This is a genomic window from Oerskovia merdavium, assembly GCF_014836755.1.
In the GTDB taxonomy this organism is placed as follows: domain Bacteria; phylum Actinomycetota; class Actinomycetes; order Actinomycetales; family Cellulomonadaceae; genus Oerskovia; species Oerskovia merdavium.
The window spans coordinates 196,497-207,740 of the sequence record NZ_JACSQF010000006.1; the positions used below are offsets into that span (position 1 = coordinate 196,497).

The 11,244-nt window shown below is 71.5% G+C and carries 11 protein-coding genes; all 11 read right to left on the bottom strand.

Translation table 11 applies throughout. The annotated features are described in order from the left end of the window. Positions 1–49: 49 nt before the first annotated feature. The gene (locus tag H9641_RS07960; protein WP_191802571.1) at positions 50–2,365 is read right to left on the bottom strand and encodes a RelA/SpoT family protein; all 2,316 of its coding nucleotides are present in this window, start codon (positions 2,363–2,365) and stop codon (positions 50–52) included. Between the two features lie 56 nt (positions 2,366–2,421). Continuing rightward, positions 2,422–2,994: an adenine phosphoribosyltransferase gene (locus H9641_RS07965; RefSeq protein ID WP_191802573.1), complete on the bottom strand. Its 573-nt coding sequence runs from the start codon at positions 2,992–2,994 to the stop codon at positions 2,422–2,424. 6 nt (positions 2,995–3,000) lie between these two features. Beyond that, positions 3,001–4,119: a protein translocase subunit SecF gene (secF, locus tag H9641_RS07970; RefSeq protein WP_191802575.1), complete on the bottom strand. Its 1,119-nt coding sequence runs from the start codon at positions 4,117–4,119 to the stop codon at positions 3,001–3,003. Further along, positions 4,119–5,870, bottom strand: a complete 1,752-nt coding sequence (secD, locus tag H9641_RS07975; RefSeq protein ID WP_318244458.1) for a protein translocase subunit SecD — start codon at positions 5,868–5,870, stop codon at positions 4,119–4,121. Before secD ends, secF begins: the two co-directional genes overlap by 1 nt. Before the next feature lie 133 nt (positions 5,871–6,003). Next, entirely contained in the window at positions 6,004–6,441 is a 438-nt protein-coding gene (gene yajC, locus H9641_RS07980; protein ID WP_191802578.1) for a preprotein translocase subunit YajC, read from the bottom strand. A 116-nt stretch (positions 6,442–6,557) separates the two neighbouring features. After that, positions 6,558–7,631: a Holliday junction branch migration DNA helicase RuvB gene (gene ruvB, locus H9641_RS07985; RefSeq protein ID WP_404821931.1), complete on the bottom strand. Its 1,074-nt coding sequence runs from the start codon at positions 7,629–7,631 to the stop codon at positions 6,558–6,560. Positions 7,632–7,683: 52 nt separating this feature from the next. Continuing rightward, entirely contained in the window at positions 7,684–8,331 is a 648-nt protein-coding gene (gene ruvA / locus H9641_RS07990) for a Holliday junction branch migration protein RuvA (RefSeq protein WP_191802582.1), read from the bottom strand. Positions 8,332–8,516: 185 nt separating this feature from the next. Beyond that, positions 8,517–9,080, bottom strand: coding sequence for a crossover junction endodeoxyribonuclease RuvC (gene ruvC / locus H9641_RS07995; RefSeq protein WP_068625165.1), 564 nt, complete (start codon positions 9,078–9,080; stop codon positions 8,517–8,519). Positions 9,081–9,168: 88 nt separating this feature from the next. Further along, entirely contained in the window at positions 9,169–9,927 is a 759-nt protein-coding gene (locus H9641_RS08000; RefSeq protein WP_056652119.1) for a YebC/PmpR family DNA-binding transcriptional regulator, read from the bottom strand. Between the two features lie 7 nt (positions 9,928–9,934). Further along, positions 9,935–10,588 (bottom strand): pyridoxal 5'-phosphate synthase glutaminase subunit PdxT, encoded by a 654-nt coding sequence (gene pdxT, locus H9641_RS08005; protein ID WP_318244454.1) that lies wholly within the window; start codon positions 10,586–10,588, stop codon positions 9,935–9,937. A gap of 67 nt (positions 10,589–10,655) precedes the next feature. Then, the coding region (locus H9641_RS08010; RefSeq protein WP_404821927.1) for an NUDIX hydrolase at positions 10,656–11,244 on the bottom strand (589 nt) is incomplete at its 5' end.

An 11,244-nucleotide genomic window follows, 5' to 3' on the forward strand; every position in this document is an offset into this window, starting at 1 on the left:
ACGTGCGCGACGGCGTCGGGCGCGTGAGGCGTTCGGACGAAGCCGAGGGTCAGGCCGGGAGCTGAGGCTGCTCGGCCGCCTTGGAGCCCGTGATGCGGTAGACGTCGAACACGCCGTCGATCTTGCGGACCGCGGACAGGACCGTGGCCAGGTGCCCGGGCTCTGCCATCTCGAACACGAACCGGGACATCGCGACCCGGTCGTTCGACGTCGAGACCGTCGCGGACAGGATGTTGACGTGGTGGTCCGACAGGACGCGGGTCACGTCCGAGAGCAGCCGCGAGCGGTCCAGGGCCTCGACCTGGATCTGGACCAGGAACAGGGCGTTGCTGCCCGTGGTCCAGTCGACCTCGACGATGCGCTCGGGCTGGTTGCGCAGACCCACGACGTTCGCGCAGTCCGCGCGGTGGACGCTGACGCCCTGGCCGCGCGTGATGAAGCCGATGATCTCGTCACCGGGCACCGGGGTGCAGCACTTGGCGAGCTTGACCCAGATGTCGTCCACGCCCTTGACGACCACGCCCGGGTCGCCCGTACGGGGGCGACGCGACGTGTGCCCCGGACGCGCGGCCTCGGCGAGGTCCTCGGACGCGCCGTCCTCCCCGCCCATCGCGTGCACGAGCTTCTGCACGACGCTCGCGGCCGACACCTGCCCCTCGCCGATCGCGGCGTAGAGGGCCGAGACGTCGGGGTAGCGCATCTCGTTGGCGAGCGCGACGAGCGACTCGTGGCTGAGCAGGCGCTGGATGGGCAGGTTCTGCTTGCGCATCGCCTTGGCGATCGCGGTCTTGCCGTGCTCGACGGCCTCCTCGCGACGCTCCTTGGAGAACCACTGGCGGATCTTGTTGCGCGCCCGCGGGCTGTTGACGAACGCGAGCCAGTCGCGGCTGGGCCCGGCGGTCTCCGACTTGGACGTCAGGACGTCGACGACGTCCCCGTTCTCGAGCTTCGAGTCGAGCGGCACCAGGCGCCCGTTGACGCGGGCCCCCATGGTGCGGTGGCCGACCTCGGTGTGCACGGCGTAGGAGAAGTCGACCGGGGTCGAGCCTGCGGGCAGCGCGATGACGTCGCCCTTGGGCGTGAAGACGTAGACCTCCGCGCCGCCGATCTCGAAGCGCAGCGAGTCCAGGAACTCCGAGGGGTCCGCGGTCTCGCGCTGCCAGTCCACGAGCTGGCGCAGCCAGGCCATGTCGTTCTGCACGGGCTCGGGCGCCCCGCTGGCCTTGGCGATCTCCTTGTACTTCCAGTGCGCCGCGACGCCGTACTCCGCGCGCCGGTGCATGTCGTGCGTGCGGATCTGGATCTCGACGGGCTTGCCGCCCGGTCCGATCACCGTGGTGTGCAGCGACTGGTACATGTTGAACTTGGGCATCGCGATGTAGTCCTTGAACCGGCCCGGCACAGGGTTCCATCGCGCGTGCAGCGCACCGAGCGCCGCGTAGCAGTCGCGCACGGTGTCCACCAGGACACGTGCGCCGACCAGGTCGTAGATCTCCGCGAAGTCGTGACCGCGCACGATCATCTTCTGGTAGATCGAGTAGTAGTGCTTGGGGCGACCGGTCACGGTCGCCTTGATCTTGGCGGTGCGCAGGTCGGCCGTGACCTGCTCGCGGACCACCGCGAGGTACTCCTCGCGGGCCGGCGCGCGCTCGGCGACCAGGTGGACGATCTCCTCGTACACCTTGGGGTAGAGGGTCGCGAACGACAGGTCCTCGAGCTCCCACTTGATGGTGTTCATGCCCAGGCGGTGGGCCAGGGGTGCGTAGATCTCGAGGGTCTCGCGCGCCTTGCGCTCGGCCGAGGAGGACGGCACGAACTTCCAGGTGCGGGCGTTGTGCAGGCGGTCGGCGAGCTTGATGACCAGGACGCGGATGTCCCGGGCCATGGCCACGACCATCTTGCGCACGGTCTCGGCCTGGGCCGCGTCCCCGTAGGTCACCTTGTCGAGCTTGGTGACGCCGTCGACGAGCATCGCGATCTCTTCGCCGTACTCCTCGGTGAGGCGCTCGAGCGAGTACTCGGTGTCCTCGACCGTGTCGTGGAGCAGCGCGGCGGCCAGCGTCGCGCCGTCGAAGCCGAGGTCCGCGAGGATCGTGGCGACAGCGACCGGGTGGGTGATGTACGGGTCGCCGCTCTTGCGCATCTGGCCACGGTGGGCCTTCTCCGCCGTCACGTAGGCCCGCTCGATCACCGAGAGGTCGGACTTGGGGTGGTTGGTTCGTACCGCCTGCAGGACCGGTTCGAGGGCGGGCGTGCCGCCCTGGCTCCCCCGGACACCGAACCGCACGAGGCGCGAGCGTACGCGCGCCGCCGAGGACGGCCCGCTCTCACCGGACGATCGACCTGTCCGTGTCTCTTCGCTCATGCGTGCCTCCTCTCCCTGGTCGCCGGAGAATCTCGACGTCCGTCGGAGTGGCAATCCTACGACTCCACGCGCAGGAGCGTGTCGACCTGGTGGCCCGCGAGCCGTGAGCGCCCGCCGAGACCGTCGAGCTCCAGGAGGAACGCGACCCCCACGACGACGCCCCCGCAGCGTTCGACGAGCTCGACCCCCGCGGCGGCGGTGCCGCCCGTGGCCAGGACGTCGTCGACGATCAGGACGCGTGCGCCCTGCTGGAGAGTACCCGTGCGCAGCTCGATCGACGCCGTGCCGTACTCGAGGTCGTAGGTCACGGTCTCGGTGGGCGGCGGGAGCTTGCCGGCCTTGCGCAGCGGCAGGAACCCGACGCCGAGGCGCGTGGCGAGCGGTGCGCCGATCAGGAAGCCGCGGGCCTCGAGACCGGCGACGAGGTCGACGCCCCCCGCGGCGAATGCCGCGAGGGAGTCGACCACGTCGCCCAGCGCCCTGCCGTCGGCGAGCAGACCGGTGATGTCACGGAACGTGACGCCGGGTTGAGGGTAGTCCGGGACGTCGCGGATGAGTCCGAGGACCTCGGCCGCGCGCTCGGACCCCAGGCCCGTCAGTCCGACGGGCAGGATGCTGCTGGTGCTCATGAGAGGTCAGTGCCCCCGCTTGCGTCGCGGCTGCGCCTTGACGCCCTGGTGCGATCCCGGCTGGAGCTGGCCCGTGGCCTGGACCCCTGCCGCGGCGAGCTGGGCGTCGCGCGAGGCGCCGCCCGTGCCCTCTGCGGCCTCGGCGACGAGTGCGGCGCGCTTGTCCAGGACCTTCTGGGTGTGCTCCTTGATGGCGGTCTCGCGCTCGCGCAGCGTGACCTCCAGGGGCGTGGCCAGGAAGATCGAGGAGTAGGCACCGACGGCCATGCCGACGAACAGCGCGAGCGCGATGTCGCGCAGCGTGCCGGCCCCGAGCAGGAACGCGCCGATGAACAGGATGGCGCTGACGGGCAGCAGCGCGACGACCGAGGTGTTGATCGACCGGACGAGCGTCTGGTTGACCGCGAGGTTGGCGCGCTCGGCGTAGGTGCTGCGGGTCTGGTCGAGGATGCCGCTCGTGTTCTCGCGGACCTTGTCGAAGACCACCACGGTGTCGTAGATCGAGTACCCGAGGATGGTCAGGAAGCCGATCACGGTGGCCGGGGTGACCTCCCAGCCGATCGCCGCGTAGATCCCGACCGTGATGATGAGGTCGTGGAAGAGCGCGATGAGCGCGGCCGCGGCCATGCGCCAGTTGCGGAAGTAGATCGTCATGACCACGCCCACGAGCCCGAGGAAGACGATCAGGCCCGTGATGGCCTTCTGCGAGACGTCCTTGCCCCAGCTGGGGCCGATGAAAGCGGTCGTGACGTCGTTCTCGGTCACGTCGTAGGCGCCCGCGAGCGCGTCGCGGACCTCGGTGACCTCGTCCGCCGTGAGGCGGTCGGTCTGGACGCGGATGGCGCTGCCGCCGACCGTCGTGACGCGCGGCACCTCGGCGGGGGCGACCTCGGACACGGCGTCGATCGCGGGCTGCTGGCTCGTGTCGCTGACGTTCGAGACGACGAACTCCGAGCCGCCGCGGAAGTCGATGCCGAGGTTGAAGCCCTTGGTGAGCAGGACCCCGAACGACAGGAGCACCATGACGATCGCGACGATGTAGAAGCGGCGGCGGTTGCCGACGATCTGGTAGGACTTGCGCCCCGTGTAGAGGTCGTTGCCCCACTGGGCGAATCCCTGCGCCATCAGAGGTTCTCCTCGTTCTTGTCGCCCTCGGTCGAGGAGTCGGTGGTGGTCGAGCCGGACTCGGCCGCGCGCCGTGCGGCTGCGCGGCGCTCGGCGATCGTCTGCCGGGTCCCCTCGCCCGCGGTGGCGGTGCCGACGCTCGCGCCGACCTTCTCACGCGTGGGGGTGCCGAAGGGCTCGTCGCTCGACGCGTCGCTCACGGGCGCGTCCTGGGTGTCGGCGTCGCCCGGCCGGGCGACCCGCCCGCGCCCGGCGTACCGGGTGCTCGCGCCGAGCCGGCGCGGGTCGAGGCCCGAGGCAGGGTGCCCGTTCGCGAAGAACTTGGTGCGTGCGAGCAGCTGCATGACCGGGTGCGTGAACATGAAGACGACGATCAGGTCGATCAGCGTCGTCAGACCCAGCGTGAACGCGAAGCCGCGCACGCCGCCCACGGCGAGGAAGTACAGGACGACGGCGGCGAGGAAGTTGACCGCGTCCGAGGCCAGGATGGTGCGCCGTGCGCGGTCCCAGCCCTTCTCGACGGCCGAGTTCAGGGTGCGTCCGTCGCGCAGCTCGTCGCGGATGCGTTCGAAGTACACGATGAACGAGTCCGCGGTGATGCCGATCGCGACGATGATGCCCGCGACACCGGGCAGCGACAGGCGGTACCCGATGGTCCAGGACAGCAGCAGGATCACCCCGAAGGTGAGCACAGCCGCGATGCCGAGCGATGCCACCGTGACCAGGCCGAGGGCCCGGTACTGGAAGAGCGAGTAGATGACGACCAGCAGCAGGCCGATCGCGCCGGCGATGAGGCCCTTCTCGAGCTGCTCGCTGCCGAGCGTCGCGGAGATCTGCTGCTCGCTCTGGACCTCGAAGGTCAGCGGGAGCGAACCGAAGTTGAGCTGGTTGGCCAGCAGCGCGGCGCTCTCGCGGGTGAAGTTGCCGGAGATCTCGGCCTTGCCGTCCTGGATCGCGACATTGGCCGTCGGGGCGGAGATGACGAGCCCGTCGAGGACCATGGCGAACGCGTTCTGCGGGGCGGGCAGCGCGACCAGGCGCGTGGTCGTGTCACGGAAGGCCTTGGTGCCCTCGGCGTTGAACTCGATGTTGACGACCCACTGGCCGGTGCTGACGCCCTGGGCCGTGGTGCCGAGGCCCGAGCTCGCGTTGGCGATCTCGGTGCCCTCGATCTCGACCGGGCCCAGGATGTACTTGACCGTGCCGTCGTCGGCGCACGTGACGAGCGGTGCGTCGGCGTCGTCGGTGTTGCCGCCGGTCAGGTTCTTGGGGTCGGTGCAGTCGAGCGCGTCGAACTGGGCCTGGATCTCCGGGGTGATCTGCGCCAGGTCGCTGGGGCTCGTGGGGGTCACGGGCGCCGTGGGCTCGGTGGGCTCCTCGGTAGGCGTCTCGGAGGCCACCGGGGTGGGTGCTCCGTACGTCAGGACCGGGCGGAACCGCATCTGCGCGGACTTGCGCACGAGGTCGAGCGTCTCGTCGCTCGGGGTGCCGGGCAGCCCGACGACGATGTTCTTGCCCTGGCTGGTGATCTCGGCCTCGGTGACTCCCGAGGAGTCGACACGCTGGCGGATCACGTTGATCGCCTGCTGGATCGTCTCGTCGGTGACCTGGCCCTCGGAGGCGATCGGCGTCAGGATGATCTGCGTGCCGCCCTCCAGGTCGAGGGCGAGTCCGGGCGTGGTGCTCGCGTCCGACCACTTGGTGCCGGCGAAGATCGACGCGAACAACGCGACGATCAGCAAAGCGAGGATCACCAGGGTGCGTACGGGCCTGGCGCGTCGTGTGTTGGAGGTGGCCAACTATCCGTCTCTTCTCGTGCGCGCGACATCGAGCGTGCGATGACGCGGATCGACGTCGCGCCCCGGGATCGGGGCGCGACGTGTGTCACTTGCTGTCGGTGCCGTCGTCCCGCTTGTCCCCCGGCTTGTCCGTCAGTCCGGACAGGTCGTCCGGGACCTCGAGAACGTCGTCGACCGACGAGGTCCGGTCGGAGTCCCCCACGACCAGGCCGTTCTCGTCGGTGTCCTGCGCGCCCTCGTCGTCGCCGTCCTCTTCCTCGACGGGCGGCTCGACGAGCTTGGCGATCGCTGCCCGCAGCCAGCGGGACTGGTTACCGGGGGTGGACTCGATCGTGATGATGTCCTTCTCCTCGTCGACCGCGACGATGGTGCCGAACAGGCCCGAACCGGTCATGACCTCCTGGCCGGGGGCCAGGTTGGTCCGGAAGGCTGCTGCTTCCTTCTGGGCCTTGCGCGACCGGCTGGTCATGAGGAACATCGCGCCTGCTGCGAGGGCGAGGATGAGGATGAGACTGAAGTCCATGACGGGGTAACCGATTCCTGTTCTGTGCTGGGATCTGCGCGGCAGTCTAGGCGCACGCGTACGGATCACCAACGAACCGTACGACCGTGGAGTTCCGCCGTTCAGACTCCACCAGTCTAGGCCCCGGTGTCGAACAGGGTTCGCCCCGTCCGTCCGGAGCCGTTCCGTCCCCCCGTCGGGCTGCCCGGTCCGCGGGGCGCGAGGGGGTCGGGGGGCGTGAGACCGAGGTGTGCCCAGGCCGCCGCGGTCGCGACCCGTCCGCGCGGGGTGCGCCCGATCAGCCCTTCGCGCACGAGGAAGGGCTCGACCACGGTCTCCACGGTCTCCGACTCCTCGCCCACGGTCACGGCCAGGGTGCTCAGGCCCACGGGCCCCCCGTTGAAGCGTGTGCACAGCGCGCCGAGCACGGCCCGGTCGAGGCGGTCCATGCCGAGCTCGTCGACCTCGTAGACCTCGAGCGCCGAGCGTGCGGCCCGCAGGTCCAGCGAGCCGTCGCCGCGGACCTGGGCCCAGTCGCGCACCCGGCGCAGCAGGCGGTTGGCGATGCGGGGCGTGCCGCGCGAGCGGCCGGCGATCTCGTGGGCCGCGTCGGCGTCGAGCCGGACGCCGAGCAGGCCCGCCGAGCGGACCAGGACGCGCTGGAGCTCGTCGGGCGAGTAGAAGTCGAGGTGCCCGGTGAACCCGAACCGGTCGCGCAGCGGCGCGGGCAGCAGCCCGGCGCGCGTGGTGGCCCCCACGACCGTGAACGGCGGCAGGGACAGCGGGATCGCGCTGGCACCGGCGCCCTTGCCCACGACCACGTCGACCCGGAAGTCCTCCATGGCGACGTAGAGCAGCTCCTCGGCGGGGCGCGCGAGCCGGTGGATCTCGTCGATGAACAGCACCTCGCCCTCCTCGAGGGAGGACAGGACCGCGGCGAGGTCGCCCGCGTGCTGGATCGCCGGGCCAGACGTCACGCGCAAGGACGCGCCGAGCTCGGCCGCGATGATCATGGCGAGGGTCGTCTTGCCGAGCCCGGGAGGACCCGAGAGCAGGACGTGGTCGGGCGTCGCGCCGCGGGCGAGCGCGGCCTGCAGGACCAGGGAGAGCTGGTCGCGCACGACGAGCTGGCCGACGAACTCCTCGAGCCGCCGGGGGCGCAGCGCGGCCTCGGCCGCACGCTCGAGCTCGTCCGCGGCCGGCGTCACGATCCGCTCGGACGTGAACGGTTCCTCGCCCTCGGCGTACCCGACGCGGTCGAAGTCACCCACGGGGACCGCCCAGCACGCGCAGCGAGGCGCGCAGGGCGCCCGCGATCTCGTCGGGGGCGACCACGTCGACGCCGGCCTGGGCGAGGACCGTGGCGAGCGCGTCCTCGGCGGCCTTGGGGTTCCAGCCGAGCCCCACGAGCGCCTGGACGACCTGGTCGCGCTGGTCGTCGACCACACCTGCGCCCGTGCCCGCCGCGTCGTCGCCGCTACCGTCCGCGGCGCCCGTGGGTGCCCCGAGCCGGTCGCCGAGCTCGAGCGCGATGCGCTGGGCGCCCTTGCGCCCGATGCCGGGCACGCGCATGAGCGCGGCGATGTCCTCGGAGGCCACGGCGCGGCGCAGCGCGTCGGGCGTGTGGACCGCGAGCATCGCCAGGGCCAGTCGCGGCCCGACGCCGCTGACGGTCTGCACGGCCTCGAAGACCGTGCGCTCGTCGTCGTCGGCGAACCCGAACAGGGTGAACGAGTCCTCGCGCACGACCATGCTCGTGGACAGGCGGGCGGGTTCGCCCACGCGCAGCGTGGACAGCGTCGCGGGGGTCGCGTGCACGAGGTACCCCACGGCTCCCCCGGCGCCGCCCACCTCGATGACAGCGCGGTCCAGGCGGACGTTCGCCACCGTTCCCGACAGCGAAGCGATCACTGTGCCTCCATGCATCCTCGCGGGTCCCGGCCGCGTGCGACCGACCCCGAACACCTGTACGAAACTGCGGCCACTCTAGCAACGGGCGAGGGTGCGCCCGGGTGAGCCTCGCCGTCGGGCACCTCGCGCGCCGCGCTCCCCCGCGGCCGTGGTCCGGACCCGACCCCGGGCCCGGACCACGGCCTCTAGCGGCGCGGGCCGCGCGAGGCCTGCTCGGCCGCTGCCCACGCGCGCTGTGCGGGCGTGAGCTGGTGCCGGTCCCCGCCCTGCAGCGCGCCCGCGGGACGCCACATGTGGCAGATGGCGAGCGCGAGGGCGTCGGCCGCGTCGGCGGGCTTGGGCAGCTCGGCCAGACCCAGGATGCGCGCGACCATGCGTTGGACCTGGATCTTGTCCGCGCGGCCCGTGCCGGTCACGGCGGCCTTGACCTCGCTGGGGGTGTGCATCGCGACGGGCACCCCGCGGCGGGCCGCGGCGACCATCGCGAGCCCCGCGACCTGCGCGGTGCCCATGACGGTGCTCACGTTGTGCTGGGCGAAGACCCGCTCGACCGCCACGACGTCCGGGACGTGCTCGTCCATCCAGGCGTCCAGGCGCTGGGAGATCGTGAGCAGGCGCAGGTCCACCGACATGTCCGGCGGGCTCTGCAGGACCCCGACCGCGACCATCTGCGCGCGCCGCCCGGGCAACGAGTCGACGACGCCCACGCCGCAGCGGGTCAGGCCTGGGTCCACTCCGAGCACGCGCACGCGCTCACCTTCTCACGCGCCACCCACGACGAAGGGCTCCCACGCGAACGGTGGCGCGGGAGCCCTTCGTCACACCAGGGACGGTGGGTCAGTCGTCGTTCTCGAGCTCGGCCATGACCTCGTCGCTCGCGGTGAAGTTCGCGTAGACGTTCTGCACGTCGTCGCTGTCCTCGAGCGCGTCGATCAGGCGCAGGATCTTGCGGGCGCCCTCGGCGTCGACCTCGACCTCCATGGACGGGTGGAAGACCACGTCCGCGGAGTCGTACTCGATGCCGGCGTCCTGCAGCGCGGTGCGGACCGCGACCAGGTCCGTGGCCTCGGTGAGGACCTCGAACGTGTCGCCCTCGTCGGTGACCTCCTCGCCGCCCGCCTCCAGGACGGCCTCCATCACGTCGTCCTCGGTGGTGCCCTCCTTGGGGACCACGATGACGCCCTTGCGGGAGAACAGGTAGGACACCGAGCCCGGGTCGGCGAGCTGGCCGCCGTTGCGCGTGAACGCGATGCGGACCTCCGCGGCGGCACGGTTCTTGTTGTCCGTGAGGCACTCGACCAGGACGGCGATGCCGCCCGTGCCGTAGCCCTCGTACATGATCGTCTGGTAGTCGGCGCCGCCGGCTTCCTGGCCCGAGCCGCGCTTGAGGGCGCGGTCGATGTTGTCGTTGGGGACCGAGGACTTCTTGGCCTTCTGGACGGCGTCGAAGAGCGTGGGGTTACCGGCGAGGTCCCCGCCGCCCGTGCGGGCCGCGACCTCGATGTTCTTGATGAGCTTGGCGAACAGCTTGCCGCGCTTGGCGTCGATCACGGCCTTCTTGTGCTTGGTCGTAGCCCACTTGGAGTGTCCTGACATACCCCTGTTACTCCTTCACGATTGCGACGAAGAGCTCGTGCACCCGCGCATCGCCCGTGATCTCGGGGTGGAAGGAGGTGGCGAGCAACGTTCCCTGACGTACTGCGACGATTCTACCTGCGTCTTCGCCCGCGCCCGCGGCAGGCCCGGCGTCCGGGGCCGGCACAGCGGGCCCCGAGGCTCCCCGGTGACGCGTGCGGGCCAGGACCTGGACCCCCGGGCCGGCCTCCTCGACCCACGGGGCCCGGATGAACGCCGCGGGCACGGGCCCGCCCGGCACCCCGGCCATCTCCACCGACGACTCGAACGAGTCGACCTGACGCCCGAACGCGTTGCGACGCACCGTGACGTCCAGGCCCCCCAGGGTCTGCTGGTCGTGCGTGGCGCCCAGCACCCGGTCGGCGAGCAGGATCATGCCCGCGCACGACCCGTACACCGGCAGCCCCGCGGCGATCGCGGCCCGCAGCGGGTCGAACAGCTCGAAGATCCGCAGCAGCTTGTCGATCGTCGTCGACTCCCCGCCGGGGAGCACGAGGCCGTCGATCGCCGCGAGCTCGGTGGGGCGCCGCACGGTGATGGCGCGCGCACCGGCCACCTCGAGGGCGGCCACGTGCTCACGGACGTCGCCCTGCAGGGCGAGGACTCCAATGACCGGTTTCACGATCGCCCATGGTACGCGCCGCACGTCGCGCCCCGCGGGGGTGCCCGACGACGGCGCTCGCGGCCTGCTACTCGGTGGCCTCGCCGAGGTGGCGGGTCTGCCCGTCCCACCCGTCGAGGAGGGGTTCGAGGAGGTCCGGCAGGGACGCGGGGAAGACCTCGATGGTGACCTGGCGCAGCTCGGGCAGGGTCCACCAGCGCATCTCGTCGACGACGTCGTGCTCGATCTCGGTCCAGCCCTCGCGCGTGAGGGGCACGGCGGCCTGGGTGCCGGTGATGCGCGCGAGGTAGAAGACCTCGTCCTGGCGGCAGCGCTCGCGGTAGAAGTCGAAGATCGCCGAGCGGGTCCACACGGGGCCCTGCAGGTCGGCGGGGTCCAGGCGCAGGCCCGTCTCCTCGAGGACCTCGCGCACCGCGGCGTCGCGGTCGCTCTCGCCGGGCTCGATCCCGCCGCCGACCGTGAACCACCAGGACCGCTCGGGCTGGTCGGTGTCGTGGCCGCGAGCGAGCAGGAGGCGCCCCTCGTCGTCGAGCAGCAGGACGCGCGCACCGCGCCGGTGGCGCATGCCGTCGGGGCCCAGGACCCAGTCGGGTCCGAGGGAGCTGGGTGGGTCCTGGGCGGCCGGGGGCGCCGCCGGGGGGGGGGGGGCCGGGGGG

What these genes read in the sequence shown, in the direction of transcription:
- secF (WP_191802575.1), bottom strand. Translation starts at nt 4,119, where the DNA reads ATGGCGCAGGGATTCGCCCAGTGGGGCAACGACCTCTACACGGGGCGC.
- H9641_RS07965 (WP_191802573.1), bottom strand. Translation starts at nt 2,994, where the DNA reads ATGAGCACCAGCAGCATCCTGCCCGTCGGACTGACGGGCCTGGGGTCC.
- H9641_RS08000 (WP_056652119.1), bottom strand. Translation starts at nt 9,927, where the DNA reads ATGTCAGGACACTCCAAGTGGGCTACGACCAAGCACAAGAAGGCCGTG.
- H9641_RS07960 (WP_191802571.1), bottom strand. Translation starts at nt 2,365, where the DNA reads ATGAGCGAAGAGACACGGACAGGTCGATCGTCCGGTGAGAGCGGGCCG.
- yajC (WP_191802578.1), bottom strand. Translation starts at nt 6,441, where the DNA reads ATGGACTTCAGTCTCATCCTCATCCTCGCCCTCGCAGCAGGCGCGATG.